This window comes from Pseudomonas sp. B22(2017), from assembly GCF_002113105.1.
GTDB classification, from domain to species: domain Bacteria; phylum Pseudomonadota; class Gammaproteobacteria; order Pseudomonadales; family Pseudomonadaceae; genus Aquipseudomonas; species Aquipseudomonas asiatica.
Genome location: NZ_NEJN01000006.1, coordinates 147,510 through 163,780 on the forward strand (window position 1 = coordinate 147,510; position 16,271 = coordinate 163,780).

A 16,271-nucleotide genomic window follows, 5' to 3' on the forward strand; every position below is an offset into this window, starting at 1 on the left:
GTTCGTTCCTTCAAATCAGAGAAAAATGGGCTCAGGAGGCGGGGTCGTTCTGTTCCAGCTGCTGGCGCCGTTGCTGCTGCTGGCGTTGCAGGATGTAGCGGGCCAGCAATTGCCGTTGGGCGTCGGTCATGTCGGTGAATTCGGTGCCGACCTCGAAGCCGCCCTCCGGGCGCGGGTCGCAATGGGTGACCTTGCCGCGCAGCAGCAGGCCGTGGGCGCGCGGCATCAGCACCATCTTCACCTTCACCCGGGTGCCGGGGGCAACCGCTGTGGCTTGTGCGAACTCGATGCCGCCCTCGGAAATGACCACCGGCTGGGGCTGGCCAACTTCGCCGAGCAGGGTCTGGGCAACTACTGCGCTAAGCAGGTCGAGGCGTTTGTTCTGTGCGCGCAGGAAAGCGGCGAGGGTGCGGTCCTTCTCGCTCAGCTGGCGCAGCAGGTGCTGCGACTCGAAGTCGGACAGGTGCAGCTCGCTGAGCAGGTTGAACAGAGGCGAATCATCTTGCAACACATCTGGGTCAAGGGCTTCGGCCGCGCTGAGGGGGCTGATTTGAAGTGCGATCCGATCTTCGATGCGGTAGTATTCGCGGCGATCTTCTTCGTCTAATGTCGTCATGGCGAACCCAAGGTAGCGGCGGTGGTCCGAGTGTAAAGCCGCCGTAGGCGCCTCGCCACAAGGACGTTCCCTTTCATCCGAACAAGCCCCGACATGTTCAGACCTCTTTTCGCATTCATCGGCACGCGTTATACCCGTGCCAAACGTCGCAATCACTTCGTCTCGTTCATTTCCCTGACCTCGATGATCGGCCTCGCCCTGGGCGTGGTTGTGATGATCGTGGTGCTCTCGGTCATGAACGGTTTCGACCACGAGATGCGTACCCGCGTGTTGGGCATGATCCCCCATGCCACGCTGGAGAGCGGCCAGCCCATTGCCGACTGGCCGGCCCTTGCCCAACAAGTAAAGCAGAATCCGCAGGTGGTGGCGGTTGCGCCCTTCACCCAGATGCAGGGCCTGCTGACCCACGAAGGCAAGGTGCAGAAGGTGCTGCTCAACGGCATCGACCCGGCCCGCGAGCGCGAAGTGTCGATCATCGACAAGTTCGTCCTGCAAGGCCGCCTGGACCAGCTGGCGCCGGGCGAGTGGGGCATCATGATCGGCGACAAGGCCGCGGCCAAGCTGGGCGTGGGCATCGGCGACAAGCTCACCTTCGTCGCCCCCGAGGTCAGTGTGACCCCGGCCGGCATGTTCCCGCGCATGAAGCGCTTCACCGTGGTCGGTACCTTCCACGTGGGCGCGGGCGAAATCGACGGCTACCTGGGCCTGACCAACATCAGCGACCTGTCCCGGCTGCACCGCTGGAAGCCTGACCAGGTCCAGGGCCTGCGCCTGAAGTTCGACGACCTGTTCCAGGCGCCGCGGGTGGCCTGGGACATCGCCCAGCGCCTGGGTGACCAGGAGTTCTATAGCCGTGACTGGACCCGCACCCACGGCAACCTGTACCAGGCGATCCGCATGGAAAAGGCCATGATCGGCCTGCTGTTGCTGCTGATCGTGGCGGTGGCGGCGTTCAACATCATTTCCACCCTGGTGATGGTGGTCAACGACAAGCGTGGCGACATCGCCATTCTGCGTACCTTGGGCGCCACGCCTGGGCAGATCATGCTCATCTTCATGGTCCAGGGCACGGTGATCGGGGTGATCGGTACCCTGATCGGCGCCGTGGTCGGGATCGTCGCCGCGCTGAACGTGAGCGCGGTGATCGCCGGCATCGAGAAACTGATCGGGCACAAGTTCCTCAACGCCGACGTGTACTTCATCGATTACCTGCCGTCGCAGATCCAGGCCCAGGACGTATACATGGTCTGTGGTGCGGCGCTGGTCCTGAGTTTCTTCGCCACCCTGTACCCGGCCTGGCGTGCGGCCCGCACCCAGCCTGCAGAGGCGCTACGTTATGAGTGAGTCGCGCATGAGTGATAAAGCCGTTCTGAGTTGCCGCAACCTGGGCAAGTCCTACGACGAGGGCCCGGAGTCGGTGCAGGTGCTGTCCGGGCTCAACCTCGAGCTGCACGCCGGTGAGCGGGTAGCCATCGTAGGTAGCTCCGGCTCGGGCAAGAGTACCTTGCTCAACCTGTTGGGCGGCCTCGACCGGCCGACCCAGGGCAGCGTCTGGCTGGCCGGCGAGGAGCTGTCGGCACTGGGCGAGCGTGCCCGTGGCCTGTTGCGCAACCGCGAGCTGGGCTTTGTCTACCAGTTCCACCACTTGCTGCCGGAATTCACTGCCATCGAAAACGTGTGCATGCCGTTGCTGATCGGCCGCACGCCGATCCCCGAGGCCCGTGAGCGTGCCGAGGCGCTGCTCAAGCGTGTTGGCCTGGCCCACCGCTTCAACCACAAGCCGGCCGAGTTGTCCGGTGGTGAGCGCCAGCGGGTAGCGATTGCCCGCGCACTGGTCAACCGCCCCGGCCTGGTAATGCTCGACGAGCCGACCGGCAACCTCGACCACCACACCGCCCAGGGCATCCAGGAGTTGATGCAGGAACTGTCCAGCGCGTCGCGCACGGCGTTCCTGGTGGTCACCCACGACCTCAACCTGGCGCGCCAGATGGACCGTGTATTGAAGCTCGACGACGGCCACCTGGTGGCGATCTGATCGACTGCACGGGGTGGCCGGTGCCGCCCCGTTTTCCTGTTTTCATTGGGTGTTTCCGTACATGTTCAGACCCTTGCCCATCTTCATCGGCGCGCGCTACACCCGAGCCAAGCGCCGCAACCACTTCATCTCGTTCATCTCGATGACCTCGATGATCGGCCTGTCGCTGGGCGTGCTGGCGATGATCGTGGTGCTGTCGGTGATGAACGGTTTCCAGCGCGAAATGAGTTCGCGCATCCTCGGCCTGGTGCCGCATGCCGCCATCCTCGGCGTGCAGCCGCTGGACGACTGGCACAAGGTCGCCGACGCGGCCATGCGCGACCCGGCGGTGATGGCGGCAGCGCCGATTACCGAAATGGAAGGCATGCTGTCGTACAAGGGCGCGATGCAGCCGATCCAGGTCGGCGGTATCGACCCGGCCGAAGAGGGCAAGGTCTCGATCGTCGGCCAGCATATCGTCCAGGGCCGGCTGCAGGACCTGCAGCCGGGAGAGTTCGGCGTGGTCATCGGTGAGCTGACTGCGCGGCGCTTCCGCTTGAATACCGGCGACAAACTGACCCTGATCGTGCCGGAAATCAGCAAGGAGCCGAGCGGTATCACCCCGCGCATGCAGCGCCTGACCGTGGTCGGTATCTTCAAGGTAGGCGCCGAGCTGGACGGCTCGCAGGCTTACATCCATGTCGACGATGCTGGCGCCATGCAGCGCTGGGCGCCGGGCCAGGTGCAGGGCGTGCGCCTGAAACTGCACGACCTGTATGCCGCACCGCAGGTGTCCAAGGCCATCGCTGCCGGGCTGGGTGATGCCTACCGTGCCGATGACTGGTCGCATACCCAGGGCAGCCTGTTCAGCGCCATGAAGATGGAAAAGACCATGATCGGCCTGCTGTTGCTGATGATCATCGCGGTCGCGGCGTTCAACATCATCGCCACCCTGGTGATGGTGGTGAACGACAAGGGGCCGGACATCGCCATCCTGCGCACCCTGGGCGCCACGCCGGCGCAGATCATGGGCACGTTCATGGTCCAGGGCAGCCTGATCGGTATTGTCGGGACGCTGATCGGTGGCGTGCTTGGGGTGGTTGCGGCGTTCAACGTCAGCCAGATCGTCGGTTGGCTGGAGCGGGTGAGCGGGCAGCACATCTTTACTTCGGATGTGTACTTCGTCAGCAGCTTGCCGTCGCAGTTGCAGTGGGGCGATGTGGCGATCATCTGCACTGCCGGGTTGGTGATGAGCTTCCTGGCGACCATTTACCCGGCTTATCGGGCATCGCAGGTACAGCCGGCGATTGGCCTGGCAGTTTGAGTGACTGTTGAGGGCCTCATCGCCGGCAAGCCAGCTCCCACCCCGACCGCATCGGCCTCAAGCCCTGCGCAGTCCCTGTAGGAGCCTGGCTTGCCAGCGATGAGGCCAGTACAGGCAGTACAAGACGGTCGCCCCCACAGGATTGCATCAAGCTCAAGACCTGCGCTGTACCTGTGGGAGCTGGCTTGCCGGCGATGGGCTGCAAAGCAGCCCCGATGTCACTGGTCTTCAGTGAAATCGATCACGAATCGCGTCCACCCGTCCGCACACTCCGCCCTGATGCGCCCACCATGGGCCTGCACGATCGACCGGGTAATCGCCAGCCCCAACCCGGCATGCTCGCTACTGCCTTCCCGCCGCGCCGGGTCCACCCGGTAGAAGCGGTCGAACAACCGTGGTAACACTGCCGGCTCGATAGCCGCCCCGGTATTGGCCACGCCAACCCTCGGCCCTGGCCCCAATGTCACCTTTATCTGCCCACCCGACGGGGTAAAGCGCAAGGCATTGTCCAGCAAGTTGGACAGCGCCCGGCGCAGCATATGCCGGTCGCCCTGCAGCAGCGCCTCACCCTCGCGCAGCATCTGCACGCCGCTGTCCTCTGCCAGCGGCGCGTAGTACTCCAGCAGCGCATCCACCTCCTCATGCAGCACCAGCGGTGCTTGCCCCGGCACCAGCAGGCCATGGTCGGCCTTGGCCAGGAACAGCATGTCGTTGATCATCTGCGCCATCCATTGCAGTTCCTCGAGGTTGCCGTGCAGGGCTTCGCGGTACTCTTCGAGGCTGCGCGGGCGGGTGAGGGTGACCTGGGTGTGGGTCAGCAGGTTGGACAGCGGCGTGCGCAGCTCGTGGGCGATGTCGGCAGAGAATGCCGACAGGCGCTGGAAGGCATCGTCCAGGCGCTGCAGCATGGCGTTCATGGCCGTCGCCAGCTCGGCCAGCTCTTCGGGCATCTGTGCCACCGGCAGGCGGGTGGTGAGCGAGCGCGCCGACACGCTGGCAGCCACCTGGCCCATCTGCCGCAATGGGCGCAACCCGCGGCGTGCAGCCCAGGCACCGAGCAGCGCCGTGGCCAGCGCCGACAGGCCCACCGTCAGCCAGATCAGCCGTTGCATGCCCTGCAGGAAGTGCTGGTGATGGGTGATGTCGAGGTACAGGGTCAGTTGTGGCGACTGCGGGGCGCCTTGCGCCAGGTGCACGGCCAGGCTGCGGTAATCGGTGCCTTGCGCATGCAGGGTTGCCAGCCCGTCGGGCAGTGGCGTCCGCGGCAGGCCTGTGCGGCTTTCGAACCAGGTGGCGCCGTCGCTGCCGTTGATGCGCAGGGCCAGGTCGGCCTGGTGGCCCAGTTCATCGCGCAAGGCGGGCAGGCGCGCCTGCAGCTCGGCCGGGGTGGTGATGCCGGCCAGCTGGGTGCGGAACAGCGACAGGCGCGAGTCCAGCAGCTGCTGGTCCAGTTCCACGAAGTGCTGCTCGCTGGCCCGGCTGAATATCAGGCCCGCGCCGAGCGAGACAGCGGCGGTGCATGCGGCGAACAGCAGGGCCAGGCGGCTGCCGAGGGAGACCCGACGCATCACTCCGCGCGCTCTTCGAGTACATAGCCCATGCCGCGCACGGTATGGATCAGCTTGTTGGGGTGCGGGTCGTCGATCTTCAGGCGCAGGCGGCGGATCGCCACTTCGATCACATTGGTATCGCTGTCGAAATTCATGTCCCACACCTGCGAGGCGATCAGCGATTTGGGCAGCACCTCGCCCTGGCGGCGCAGCAGCAGTTCAAGCAGGGCGAACTCCTTGGCAGTCAGGTCGATGCGCTGGCCGGCGCGCTCGGCGCGGCGGCGGATCAGGTCCAGGCGCAGGTCGGCCAGCCCCAGGGTGGTGTCCTGGCTGGGGCTGGTGCCCCGGCGCAGCAGGCTGCGCACCCGCGCCAGCAGTTCGGAGAAGGCAAACGGCTTGACCAGGTAATCATCGGCGCCCAGCTCCAGGCCGTGCACCCGGTCCTCCACGGCATCGCGGGCGGTGAGAAACAGCACCGGGGTGTCCAGGCCGGCCTGGCGCACGGCCTGGAGGATCTGCCAACCGTCACGGCCGGGCAGCATCACGTCGAGAATCAGCAGGTCGTGGTCACCGGTCAGGGCGAGGAACTGGCCGGTCTCGCCGTCGGTGGCCAGTTCGGTGGCGAAGCCGGCCTCGTTCAGGCCCTGGCTCAGGTACTGGCCGGTACGGGCCTGGTCTTCGACGATCAGCAGTTTCATTGGGTGAATTGACTCCAGCAAACGGCACAAAACCCTGTGGGAGCGGGTTTACCCGCGAAGAATTCAACACGGTGCATGGCACCGGCTTTGCCGGTGTTCGCGGGTGAACCCGCTCCTACAGGGACCGGGTGATGCTGAGATGATACGTGACGATGAACCCGCTCGCCCCAAACTGACGAAGATGTAATACCGCTGACTTGCGCTCCAAGGTGGGGTGCAAAACCGGTAGACTAGGGGCAATTTCGAACCTTCAGGTCAGTTTCCATGCATCCCGCTGCCGAACATTCCCCGCTGGGCAAATCCAGCGAATACATTGCCACCTATTCCCCGGAGCTGCTGTTCCCGATCCCGCGTACCGCCAAGTGGGCCGAGCTGGGCGTTACCGCCCAGACCTTGCCGTGGCAGGGTGTGGATTACTGGAACTGCTTCGAGCTGAGCTGGCTGCTGCCTTCGGGCAAGCCGGTGGTGGCGATCGGCGAGTTCGCTATCCCCGCCGATTCGCCGAACATCATCGAGTCCAAGTCGTTCAAGCTGTATCTGAACTCGTTGAACCAGACGGTGTTCGCCTCGCTTGGCGAGCTGCAGGCGTGCCTGGAGAAAGACCTGTCCGCCGCCGCCGGCAAGCCGGTGGGCGTGAAAGTGCGCACCCTGGCCGAGGTCGAGGCCCAAGGCGTGGTGGCGTTGCCGGGGCAGTGCATCGATGCGCTGGACGTTGCCATCAGCAACTACGAACAGCCACAGCCAGAGCTGCTGCACTGCAACCCGGAGCGGCAGGTGGAAGAAACCCTGCACAGCCACCTGCTGAAGTCCAACTGCCCGGTCACCGGCCAGCCGGACTGGGGCAGCGTGGTGGTCGAGTACAAGGGCAGGGCACTGGACCATGCCAGCCTGCTGACCTACCTGATCAGCTTCCGCCAGCATGCCGACTTCCACGAGCAGTGTGTGGAGCGGATCTACCTGGACTTGAAGAACCTGCTGCAGCCGGAGCATTTGACGGTGTATGCGCGCTATGTGCGCCGGGGTGGGCTGGATATCAACCCTTACCGCAGCACGGGGGCGATCAGCCCGGACAACAAGCGCCTGGTTCGGCAGTAAGTTCAAGTACGCCGGGGCCGATTTGCGGCCCATTCGCAGCACAAGGCTGCTCCTACAGGGAAACGCATAACCCTTGTAGGAGCAGCCCCGGCTATTTCTAGATCCCCATGCTGTGCAGCGAGTTGGCAATGCTGCGCAGGGTAGCGGTGAGGTCGGGGTGGTCGGCCTCGAAGCGTTCGATCGCCAGGTTCACGCCGTCCACCAGGTTATGGTCTGGCGTGGCTTCCTCAAGCTTCAGTTGCGCCTCGATCTGGCGCGCTTCTTCGTGCAGCGCGGCCAGTTCCTCGTCCGAAAGCGGCACGTTGCGGTCCAGTTGCTCGCGCAAGCTGTTCAGGCGCTCTTGCAATTCGCGGGCAGGCATTGGCAGTTCTCCATAAATGGCTTGGCAAGCCATGGACCTCAGCGAAGCGGCAAAGGTTCTGGCCTGTCTTCAGCGTAATCCACCTGCCGATGCTTTGCATGATCCGCGTCAACGGTGCTGTATCAGGGTTTTTCGCCCTTGCGCCGGCGTTGGGCGATGTCCTGCAGGCAGGTGTCCAGCGCTTCCAGGTGGTCGATGACCGAGTGCACGCCCAGGCTGAACAGTTCCAGCGTCGCCTTGCCACGGGCCAGGTCCTGCTCCTGCGGGGTCAAGGCTTGCCATTGCCGCGAGCTGCGGTCGCAGAACGGGCTGCAGGCAGCCAGCCCCACCGTCCACAGCCCCGCGTTCAGACCAGATTGCAGCAGGCGTGGGTCGCCGCTGACCAGCACGCAGCCGTCCAGGCGTTCGCTGTCCAGCGTCATCAGGGCCTGCCAACAGGCGTTCGGCGCCGGCCAGCGCACGCCGTTCACCGAATGCCCCGGCAGCCAGGCGGGCAGTACGTGCGCCAGGCGCTTGCTTTGGGGGGCGTCGAGGTCGTCCAGCCAGATGCACGGCACCTGGCGCTGGCGCAGGCTGGCGAGGGTGGCTAGCGCGCCGGGGGCGGGCGAGGGTGTACCGTTGGCGGCTTGCACCAGGCAGCCGCGCAAGCCGAATAGCACAGCGGTGAAGGCGGGTGCATTGTCCATGGCAACTTCCCTCAAATAGTCCGCAGGCTATTCGGCGATTGTTACCGCCCTGTGACAACCGGCACCGCGCAACAGTTGTTCACAAAATATTGAGCAGAGATGTGTAAAGCTGTTTATCAGCCCGCAAGCCTCTATACTGCCGCCGTACAGCAGCGCACCCGTTTGCGCTTGCGGCCGAGAAATTCGATGGAGAAACACCTATGCGTAGGATCGGTGCCAGTGTGATCGAACGAGTCACCCAGGCCTGTGTCTGCGCCAGCATGCTGCTGGCGCCCGTGGCAGCCACTCAGGCAGCCACCGAGGAAGATCCCTGGGAAGCGGTCAACCGCCCGATCTTCCGTTTCAACGATACCCTCGACACCTATGCCCTCAAGCCATTGGCCAAGGGCTACCAGGCGGTCACCCCGCAGTTCCTCGAGGATGGCATCCACAACATCTTCCGCAACCTGGGCGACGTGACCAACCTGGCCAACGACCTGCTGCAGTTCAAGCCCCATGCGGCGGGCGTGGACACTGCGCGGCTGATCGTCAACACCACCTTCGGCCTGGGCGGCTTCTTCGACGTGGGTACCAAGATGGGCCTGCAGCGCAACGACGAGGACTTCGGCCAGACCCTCGGCTACTGGGGCGTGCCGAGCGGCCCGTACGTGGTCATCCCGCTGCTGGGCCCGAGCACCGTGCGTGACGGCGTGGCCAAGTACCCGGATACCTACACCAAACCCTACCGCTACATCGACCATGTGCCGACGCGCAATTCGATCTTTGCCCTCGACATCATCGACACCCGCGCCGACCTGCTGTCGGCAGAGAAGCTGATCCAGGGTGACAAGTACATCTTCATTCGCAACGCCTACCTGCAGAACCGCGAGTTCAAGGTCAAGGATGGCGAGGTCGAAGACGACTTCTGATCCTGCACGTGCTTGGTCCTGTGCAGTCCCCGTGTAGGAGCGGCCTTGTGTCGCGATAGGGCCGCAAAGCGGCCCCGGCAACTCATGCGGCGAAGCTGAATCCGGGGGGCTGCCGCGCAGCCCATCGCGACACAAGGCCGCTCCTACAGGGGGGGGCCAGCAGGGCCATCAATGCATCGCCACAATCCGCAACCCGAACTTCTGCTGCCCGCCCGGCTGGTCGGCAATCCACACCACTTCGGTGCTGGCGTGCAGCCCCTTCAGCGCCGGGTGGTCGGACTCGATCCGTACCTCGATATGGTCTCCCACCTGGAAGCGCTGCGGTGCCTGCACCTGCATGCCGCCGCTGGACAGGTCCAGGCACACTGCCGCGATCACCTGGCCTTCGTGCAGCAGGCTGACCTCGGTGTCGACACGCATGCGGATGAAATCGCGTTTCTCGCCATGGCTGGAGGGCGTGTGGGGCATGCTGCATCCTTCCCATCGGGTTGCGCTGGTCGACTTTCTTATAACTCCCGGTGATTTGCCCTGTAAAGTGCGCCGAGGTCGACCCTTGCATGCTTGAAACGCCTGCCGGATGGGAGTACCGTCTGCGCCTTACAAGGTAGCTCTCACAGTTGCCGGACAGTTGCCGGGCAGGTGATCTTGTCCTACAACTCAAAGTAGAGTGTGACCACAAAGAATTCCCGTAGCTGGCCGTCTGCCTTGCCGACACCGCTGCACCAACCTAAATCGGCGCCGTTCGCCCACATGCAGAAAACCAGTGCAACGCTGCTGATCATCGATGACGACGACGTGGTCCGTGCAAGCCTCGCCGCCTATCTTGAAGACAGTGGCTTCAGCGTCCTCCAGGCCGGCAATGGCCAGCAGGGGCTTCAGGTCTTCGAAGAACACCAGCCCGACCTCGTGATCTGCGATCTGCGCATGCCGCAGATGGGCGGCCTCGAACTGATCCGCCAGGTCAGCGAGCGCGCCCCGCAGTTACCGGTGATCGTGGTGTCCGGTGCCGGCGTCATGAGTGATGCGGTGGAAGCGTTGCGCCTGGGCGCTGCCGACTACCTGATCAAGCCGCTGGAAGACCTGGCCGTGCTCGAGCATTCGGTGCGCCGCGCCCTCGACCGCTCGCGCCTGGTGCTGGAAAACCAGCGCTACCGCGACAAGCTCGAAGCCGCCAACCGCGAACTGGAAGCCAGCCTGCACCTGCTGCAGGAGGACCAGACCGCCGGTCGCCAGGTGCAGATGAACATGCTGCCGGAGAGCCCTTGGGTGGCCGGCGAGTTCGCCTTCGAGCACCAGATCATCCCGTCGCTGTACCTGTCGGGTGATTTTGCCGATTACTTCCGGGTGGACGAACGGCGCATCGCTTTCTATCTCGCCGACGTCTCCGGGCATGGCGCGTCGTCAGCGTTCGTCACCGTGCTGCTGAAGTTCATGACCACGCGGCTGTTGTTCGAATTCAAGCGCGGCAGCAAGATGCGCGAGTTCAAACCCTCGCAGGTGCTCAGCCACATCAACCGCGGGCTGATCAACTGCAAGCTGGGCAAGCACGTGACCATGGTTGGCGGGGTGATCGATGAAGACACCGGCCTGCTGACCTACGCCGTTGGCGGCCATCTGCCGCTGCCGGTGCTGCACACCCCCGAGCACACCCGCTACCTTGAAGGCCGCGGCCTGCCGGTGGGGCTGTTCGATGAGGCCACCTACCAGGACCTGGTGGTGGAGCTGCCACCGCAGTTCAGCCTCAGCCTGATGTCCGATGGCATTCTGGACCTTTTGCCGGGTGATACGCTCAAAGATAAAGAAACCGCCCTGCCGGAAATCGTCAGGGCAGCAGGTGGCAGCCTGGATGGGCTGCGTCAACGATTCGGATTGGCTACGCTTGGGGAGATGCCGGATGATATCGCCCTATTGGTGTTGAGCAGGAACCTTCAATGAGTACCGGTAGAATCCAGTTCGCCGAGCAGAGCGGTACCTTCGTCCTGAAATTCGTCGGTGAAGTGCGCCTGACCCTGTGTTCGGCGCTGGATGCGACGATCGAGAAGATTTTCACCGCGTTGAACTTCTCGGCGATTGTCATCGACCTGACCGAAACCGAGAGCATCGACAGCACCACCCTGGGCCTGCTGGCCAAGCTGTCGATCCTGTCGCGCCAGAAGGTGGGCCTGTTGCCGACCGTGGTCACCACCAACCCGGACATTTCCCGGTTGTTGCAGTCGATGGGCTTCGATCAGGTGTTCAACATCGTCGATCGGCCGATCCCGTGTCCGGAATGCCTGACCGACCTGCCATCCCAGGACCAGAACGAAGACGTGGTGCGCTCCAAGGTGCTGGAGGCGCACAAGATCCTCATGGGCCTGAACGACTCCAACCGCGAAGCCTTCCATGACCTGGTCAATGCGCTGGAGCGGACCTGATCTTCAGCCTGCACCGGCCTCTTCGCGGGTAAACCCGCTCCCACAGGTTATGCACCGGTCTTGAGTCATGCACTCACCTGTAGGAGCAGCCTTGTGCTGCGAAGAGGCCAGCACTGCCACAGAATATCTTTTGTCATACCTGCCTCTTCGCAGCACAAGGCTGCTCCTACAGGTACTGCGTTGCATTCGAAACCTGTGTTGCCCCTGTGGGAGCTGTTTTACCCGCGAAGAGGCCGGCAAGACCAACACAAGCATTACCTGCCTGATCACCCCTGCCGCGCAAACTCGGTAGCCTCACCCCCACCCGCATCCAGCTGATACACCCGCGCCGGCCGCCCCTGTTCATCGAAGAACACCTGCCCCAACCCCGCACCATTCCACAACCGCTCGCCAGCCTTGCTATGGCTGGGCGTACGCGGCACCACCTCCATTTCCCGCCGCTTGGTAAACCAGTTGAGCGGCGAGCGTGGCGCATACAGCCAGCGGTTGAGCCGGTCGAGCACATCCAGCAGGCGCCGCGGGAATTCGTTCTTGATCCCGCTGCTGGTCACCTGCCACAAGTGCGGGCTGCGCTGGCGGTGGCGGATCAGCACTTCATAGACGAACGAGTAATGCACATCGCCGGACAGCACCACGTAGTGCCCCGGCGTGCGCGAGTGGCGGAAGATGTTGAGGATGACCTGCGCTGCGCCGCGGTGGGCCATCCAGTTCTCGGCATCCACCAGCAGCGGGTAGCCCAGCCAGCTGAACAACTTCTGCACCGTCTCGATCAGCTTCACGCCAAAAATCGGCGCAGGCGACACGATGATCGCCGACGGGTGGTCCAGCAGTGCTTGCTGCAACTCGCTCAGCGCCTCCCAGTCGAGCAGGCCGGACGGCTTGGCCAGGCTGCTTTCGCTGCGCCAGCGGCGGGTGCGGGTGTCCAGCACCAGCAAGGGTGGGTTGGTGGGCAGGCTGAACTGCCAGCCCTGGAAGCGCAGCAGTGCGCCGATCAGCTCATCCTGGGTCTGGCTGTTCAACGCCTGGCATTGCCCGACCAGGGGCTTGCAACCCTGCGGGTCGTTACCCCAGGCCTGGCACAGCAGGTAGCCGAGCAAGGCATTGCCGATGATCCGCCGCGAAAAGGGGTGGCCGTAGGCGGTTTCTTCCCACAGCGCCGAGAGGTTCCAGTCGTCGGTGATGTCGTGGTCGTCGAAGATCATCAGGCACGGCAGGTGGGCCATCACTCGTGCTACCTGGCCGAGGTTGTCGGCAAACGCCTGGATCAGCGGCAGCTCCTGCCGGTAACGGGCCTGGCGCGGGGCGGTGAGCCCGTTGGGCATGTCCAGGTTCACCAGCTGCCAGGGCACCGGTGACCACACCAGCAGGTACATGGCCATGACCTCGGCGAAGGTCACCAGATGGTTGTCGGCGTTGCTGGAGGAGAAGATCGGCTTGCGCTTGCCGCCGAAAAAGCGTTCGCGCAGGGTTTCGTTGCGTTCCTGCGCCGGCAGCAAATCGGCGCGGTGGTAATAGCAGGCTGGGTGCTGGTACAGCGCCTGGCTGTCGGGCACCACCGCGCCCTCCAGTTGCTCGTCGAACAGGCCCAGGCGCGCAATCAGGCTGTGGATGGCGCGCAGCATCGGGCCGGCGACGTCGTCGGCATAGACCTGGTCGCCGGTCATCAGCAGCACGGCGGGGCGGTCCGCGGGGCTTTCGCAGGCCTGCAGCAGGCGGTCGGCGCAGAGCAGGCCATCGGCGGCCGGAAAATGCGGCTTGCGGCAGGAACCGTGCAGCAGGTGGTCGAGCCGATCACGCAGCACCAGGCTTGGGCGCCGGGCGCCGGGGTAGAGCAGGTGCGGCGCCCAGCCGGCGATGCCCTGGCCGTTGATGAGCAGGTCATAGTCGAGCAACTGGTTGCAGGGCAGCGGCTGGGCGAAGTGGATGTCCAGCAGGTGGATGAAGGCGTGCTGGCCCACCGCGACCACCTGGCAATCGACCTGGGCCTCGCTTGCCGGGAAGATGAATTCGGCTTGCAGCGGTTGCGTGGCGACCAGCCAGATGGTCAGGCGTTGGGGTTCCAGGCGGCGCAGTACCGGGCCGGCGAGTACGAGGGGCAATGGGGTAGAGGAGGTCATCGACAGCTCTGAGGGCTAACCGGCCCTATCGCCGGCAAGCCAGCTCCCACAGGTACAGCGCTGATCTCGAAGGCTGTGCAGTAACTGTGGGAGCTGGCTTGCCGGCGATAGGGCCATTGAATTCAACAAACTGCTAAAGCCCGGCACTTGATGGGGCCAGACGAAAAACGGGCGGAAAATGCTGAACACTTCCCGCCCGTCAGGCAATCCTGAAATGTATCAGGCCTTTTCAGCCATCAACTTCTCCAGCTTCTCCTGGTCCCGTGCGAACTGGCGAATGCCCTCGGCCAGTTTCTCGGTACCCATGGCATCTTCGTTCATCGCCCAGCGGAACTGGCTTTCGTTCAGCTGCTGCTTGGGCTCGCCGGCATTGCCCGGCTTAAGCACCTGTGGCAGGTCGCCCTGGTCATCGCTGAGCTGCTGCAGCAGTTCCGGGCTGATGGTCAGGCGGTCGCAGCCGGCCAGCTGTTCGATCTGGCCGATATTGCGGAAGCTGGCGCCCATCACCACGGTGCCGTAGCCGTTGGCCTTATAGTAGTTGTAGATGCGAGTGACCGACTGCACGCCCGGATCTTCGGCGCCCACGTATTCCTGGCCGGTGCTCTTCTTGTACCAGTCGTAGATACGGCCCACGAACGGCGAAATCAGGAACACCCCGGCATCGGCGCAGGCCTGGGCCTGGGCGAAGGAGAACAGCAGGGTGAGGTTGGTCTGGATGCCTTCCTTCTCCAGCTTCTCGGCGGCGCGGATGCCTTCCCAGGTGGAGGCCAGCTTGATCAGCACGCGGTCGCGGCCAACGCCGGCGGCTTCGTACAGCTCGATCAGCTTGCGCGCCTTGGCCAGCAGCGCGGGTTCATCGAACGACAGGCGGGCATCGACCTCGGTGGAGATACGACCCGGGATGACCTTGAGGATGCCCGAACCCACGGCCACCGCGAACTTGTCGCAGGCCAGGTCGACATTACCCTTGGCATCGGCCTTCACCTGCTTGAGCAGCTCGGCGTAACCCGGGATGGCCGCCGCCTTGAGCAACAGCGACGGGTTGGTGGTGGCATCGACCGGTTTCAGGCGGGTGATGGCGTCCAGGTCCCCGGTGTCGGCGACCACGGTGGTGAACTGCTTGAGTTGTTCCAGCTTGGAGGTCATGGGCGTGCTCTGTCCTGTGCAATGACTCGACATTACCCGAGCCCCGACGGCCACTCAAGGGCTCGCGAAGCGCGGTGCGAAAGGTGAGGATTCGAGTCGCAAGCGGCCCCGAGGTTCCGTATGCACACTTCTGAAGCTGTCGCGACCCCTTGTAGGAGCGGCCTTGTGTCGCGAAAGGGCTGCAAAGCAGCCCTGGCAATTTGTGCACCAGCGCTGAAGCCCTGGGGCTGCTTTGCAGCCCTTTCGCGACACAAGGCCGCTCCTACACCCGACCGCGTGAGATGCTTGGGCCGGGTTACCGCCCCTGCAACAGCTCCACCGCCTGGTCGAACACCGCCAGCGGCTCCGCCGCCTTATGGATATCCGCCGACAGCAGCTGACGGAAGCGCCGCGCCCCCTTGAACCCTTGGGCTAGCCCCAGGATATGCCGGGTAACGTGGTGCATCGCGCCACCATTTTCCATGTGCGCGACGATATAAGGCCGCAACTGCGCCAGTGCCTCGCTGCGGCTGACCACTACCGCCTCGCTGCCGAACAACTGCTGGTCCACCTCGGCCAGCAAGTAAGGGTTGTGGTACGCCTCACGCCCCAGCATCACCCCATCGAAGGTTTCAAGGTGTGCCTGGCACTCGTCCAGGGTCTTGATCCCGCCGTTGAGCACGATCTCCAGGTCCGGGAAGTCCGCCTTCAACTGCGCCGCCACGTCATAGCGCAGCGGCGGAATCTCACGGTTCTCCTTCGGCGACAGACCTTCCAGGATCGCGATGCGCGCATGCACGGTAAAGCTCTGGCAACCTGCCTCGCGCACCTGGCCGACGAAGTCGCACAGCTCGGCGTAGCTGTCGCGGCCATTGATACCGATGCGGTGCTTGACCGTCACCGGGGTCGACACCGCGTCACGCATGGCTTTCACGCAATCGGCCACCAGCGCCGGGTGGGCCATGAGGCAGGCGCCGATCATGTTGTTCTGCACCCGGTCACTCGGGCAGCCGACGTTGAGGTTGACCTCATCGTAGCCAGCCTCCTCGGCCAGGCGGGCACAGGCGGCCAGGTCGGCCGGCACGCTGCCGCCCAGTTGCAGGGCCAGCGGGTGCTCGGAGACGTCGTGGCGCAGGAAACGGTGGGCGTCGTTGTGCAGCAGGGCACCGGTGGTGACCATTTCGGTGTAGAGCAGGGTGTTTTTGGAGAGCAGGCGCAGGAAGAACCGGCAGTGGCGGTCTGTCCAGTCCATCATCGGTGCAACGCTGAAGCGACGAGAGGGCTCAGGGCGCGTGGTTTGTGGCTTTGAAGCTGATTCTAGGGGCATTCTGGTCTACGCATTTTTGTGCCGTTTTTTGGGGTT

16 protein-coding genes are annotated in these 16,271 nt (G+C 64.0%); 7 read left to right on the top strand and 9 right to left on the bottom strand.

Annotation, left to right across the window (positions count from 1 at the left end; genetic code table 11):
• Positions 1–31: 31 nt before the first annotated feature.
• Complete coding sequence (locus tag CAG18_RS15190; RefSeq protein WP_013971728.1) at positions 32–616, bottom strand: PilZ domain-containing protein; 585 nt, start codon at positions 614–616, stop codon at positions 32–34.
• 93 nt (positions 617–709) lie between these two features.
• On the opposite strand from CAG18_RS15190, the gene CAG18_RS15195 reads away from it, so the two are divergent.
• From CAG18_RS15195 to CAG18_RS15205, 3 genes are all read left to right on the top strand, one after another.
• Positions 710–1,960, top strand: coding sequence for a lipoprotein-releasing ABC transporter permease subunit (locus CAG18_RS15195; protein ID WP_015269543.1), 1,251 nt, complete (start codon positions 710–712; stop codon positions 1,958–1,960).
• Between the two features lie 7 nt (positions 1,961–1,967).
• Entirely contained in the window at positions 1,968–2,651 is a 684-nt protein-coding gene (gene lolD, locus CAG18_RS15200) for a lipoprotein-releasing ABC transporter ATP-binding protein LolD (protein WP_169774647.1), read from the top strand.
• Positions 2,652–2,712: 61 nt separating this feature from the next.
• Complete coding sequence (locus CAG18_RS15205) at positions 2,713–3,954, top strand: lipoprotein-releasing ABC transporter permease subunit (RefSeq protein ID WP_085721131.1); 1,242 nt, start codon at positions 2,713–2,715, stop codon at positions 3,952–3,954.
• A 218-nt stretch (positions 3,955–4,172) separates the two neighbouring features.
• On the opposite strand, the gene CAG18_RS15210 is transcribed toward CAG18_RS15205, so the two are convergent.
• Together CAG18_RS15210 and cinR are read right to left on the bottom strand one after the other, a co-directional pair.
• Positions 4,173–5,525 carry a heavy metal sensor histidine kinase gene (locus CAG18_RS15210; RefSeq protein WP_085721132.1) on the bottom strand — a complete coding sequence of 451 codons (1,353 nt, stop codon included), beginning with the start codon at positions 5,523–5,525 and terminating at the stop codon, positions 4,173–4,175.
• Positions 5,522–6,202, bottom strand: a complete 681-nt coding sequence (cinR, locus tag CAG18_RS15215) for a two-component system response regulator CinR (RefSeq protein WP_015269546.1) — start codon at positions 6,200–6,202, stop codon at positions 5,522–5,524. Before cinR ends, CAG18_RS15210 begins: the two co-directional genes overlap by 4 nt.
• 264 nt (positions 6,203–6,466) lie before the next feature.
• On the opposite strand from cinR, the gene queF reads away from it, so the two are divergent.
• A complete protein-coding gene (queF, locus tag CAG18_RS15220) occupies positions 6,467–7,297 on the top strand; it encodes an NADPH-dependent 7-cyano-7-deazaguanine reductase QueF (protein WP_085721133.1) in 831 nt (276 codons plus the stop codon).
• A gap of 97 nt (positions 7,298–7,394) precedes the next feature.
• On the opposite strand, the gene CAG18_RS15225 is transcribed toward queF, so the two are convergent.
• Together CAG18_RS15225 and CAG18_RS15230 are read right to left on the bottom strand one after the other, a co-directional pair.
• Positions 7,395–7,658, bottom strand: coding sequence for a DUF4404 family protein (locus CAG18_RS15225; protein ID WP_015269548.1), 264 nt, complete (start codon positions 7,656–7,658; stop codon positions 7,395–7,397).
• A 122-nt stretch (positions 7,659–7,780) separates the two neighbouring features.
• Positions 7,781–8,344 carry a phosphonoacetaldehyde phosphonohydrolase-related protein gene (locus CAG18_RS15230; protein WP_085721134.1) on the bottom strand — a complete coding sequence of 188 codons (564 nt, stop codon included), beginning with the start codon at positions 8,342–8,344 and terminating at the stop codon, positions 7,781–7,783.
• Positions 8,345–8,544: 200 nt separating this feature from the next.
• Between CAG18_RS15230 and CAG18_RS15235 the strand changes: the two genes are divergently transcribed.
• A complete protein-coding gene (locus CAG18_RS15235; protein ID WP_015269550.1) occupies positions 8,545–9,252 on the top strand; it encodes a VacJ family lipoprotein in 708 nt (235 codons plus the stop codon).
• 168 nt (positions 9,253–9,420) lie between these two features.
• On the opposite strand, the gene CAG18_RS15240 is transcribed toward CAG18_RS15235, so the two are convergent.
• The gene (locus CAG18_RS15240) at positions 9,421–9,720 is read right to left on the bottom strand and encodes a PilZ domain-containing protein (protein ID WP_085721135.1); all 300 of its coding nucleotides are present in this window, start codon (positions 9,718–9,720) and stop codon (positions 9,421–9,423) included.
• Between the two features lie 282 nt (positions 9,721–10,002).
• Between CAG18_RS15240 and rssB the strand changes: the two genes are divergently transcribed.
• Both rssB and rssC read left to right on the top strand, forming a co-directional pair.
• Positions 10,003–11,187: a two-component system response regulator RssB gene (gene rssB / locus CAG18_RS15245; RefSeq protein ID WP_015269551.1), complete on the top strand. Its 1,185-nt coding sequence runs from the start codon at positions 10,003–10,005 to the stop codon at positions 11,185–11,187.
• Complete coding sequence (rssC, locus tag CAG18_RS15250; protein WP_013971741.1) at positions 11,184–11,666, top strand: anti-sigma factor antagonist RssC; 483 nt, start codon at positions 11,184–11,186, stop codon at positions 11,664–11,666. Before rssB ends, rssC begins: the two co-directional genes overlap by 4 nt.
• Positions 11,667–11,932: 266 nt before the next feature.
• Here rssC and CAG18_RS15255 read toward each other — a convergent pair whose 3' ends face one another.
• From CAG18_RS15255 to dusA, 3 genes are all read right to left on the bottom strand, one after another.
• Positions 11,933–13,783 (bottom strand): alkaline phosphatase D family protein, encoded by a 1,851-nt coding sequence (locus CAG18_RS15255; protein WP_085721136.1) that lies wholly within the window; start codon positions 13,781–13,783, stop codon positions 11,933–11,935.
• Between the two features lie 219 nt (positions 13,784–14,002).
• Positions 14,003–14,929 (bottom strand): transaldolase, encoded by a 927-nt coding sequence (tal, locus tag CAG18_RS15260; RefSeq protein ID WP_054572447.1) that lies wholly within the window; start codon positions 14,927–14,929, stop codon positions 14,003–14,005.
• A 295-nt stretch (positions 14,930–15,224) separates the two neighbouring features.
• Entirely contained in the window at positions 15,225–16,235 is a 1,011-nt protein-coding gene (gene dusA / locus CAG18_RS15270) for a tRNA dihydrouridine(20/20a) synthase DusA (RefSeq protein ID WP_085721137.1), read from the bottom strand.
• Positions 16,236–16,271: the final 36 nt, after the last annotated feature.

What these genes read in the sequence shown, in the direction of transcription:
- dusA (WP_085721137.1), bottom strand. Translation starts at nt 16,235, where the DNA reads ATGCCCCTAGAATCAGCTTCAAAGCCACAAACCACGCGCCCTGAGCCC.
- CAG18_RS15190 (WP_013971728.1), bottom strand. Translation starts at nt 616, where the DNA reads ATGACGACATTAGACGAAGAAGATCGCCGCGAATACTACCGCATCGAA.
- CAG18_RS15225 (WP_015269548.1), bottom strand. Translation starts at nt 7,658, where the DNA reads ATGCCTGCCCGCGAATTGCAAGAGCGCCTGAACAGCTTGCGCGAGCAA.
- CAG18_RS15240 (WP_085721135.1), bottom strand. Translation starts at nt 9,720, where the DNA reads ATGCCCCACACGCCCTCCAGCCATGGCGAGAAACGCGATTTCATCCGC.
- lolD (WP_169774647.1), top strand. Translation starts at nt 1,968, where the DNA reads ATGAGTGATAAAGCCGTTCTGAGTTGCCGCAACCTGGGCAAGTCCTAC.
- rssC (WP_013971741.1), top strand. Translation starts at nt 11,184, where the DNA reads ATGAGTACCGGTAGAATCCAGTTCGCCGAGCAGAGCGGTACCTTCGTC.
- CAG18_RS15205 (WP_085721131.1), top strand. Translation starts at nt 2,713, where the DNA reads ATGTTCAGACCCTTGCCCATCTTCATCGGCGCGCGCTACACCCGAGCC.
- CAG18_RS15195 (WP_015269543.1), top strand. Translation starts at nt 710, where the DNA reads ATGTTCAGACCTCTTTTCGCATTCATCGGCACGCGTTATACCCGTGCC.
- queF (WP_085721133.1), top strand. Translation starts at nt 6,467, where the DNA reads ATGCATCCCGCTGCCGAACATTCCCCGCTGGGCAAATCCAGCGAATAC.
- CAG18_RS15255 (WP_085721136.1), bottom strand. Translation starts at nt 13,783, where the DNA reads ATGACCTCCTCTACCCCATTGCCCCTCGTACTCGCCGGCCCGGTACTG.
- CAG18_RS15235 (WP_015269550.1), top strand. Translation starts at nt 8,545, where the DNA reads ATGCGTAGGATCGGTGCCAGTGTGATCGAACGAGTCACCCAGGCCTGT.
- tal (WP_054572447.1), bottom strand. Translation starts at nt 14,929, where the DNA reads ATGACCTCCAAGCTGGAACAACTCAAGCAGTTCACCACCGTGGTCGCC.
- rssB (WP_015269551.1), top strand. Translation starts at nt 10,003, where the DNA reads ATGCAGAAAACCAGTGCAACGCTGCTGATCATCGATGACGACGACGTG.
- CAG18_RS15230 (WP_085721134.1), bottom strand. Translation starts at nt 8,344, where the DNA reads ATGGACAATGCACCCGCCTTCACCGCTGTGCTATTCGGCTTGCGCGGC.
- cinR (WP_015269546.1), bottom strand. Translation starts at nt 6,202, where the DNA reads ATGAAACTGCTGATCGTCGAAGACCAGGCCCGTACCGGCCAGTACCTG.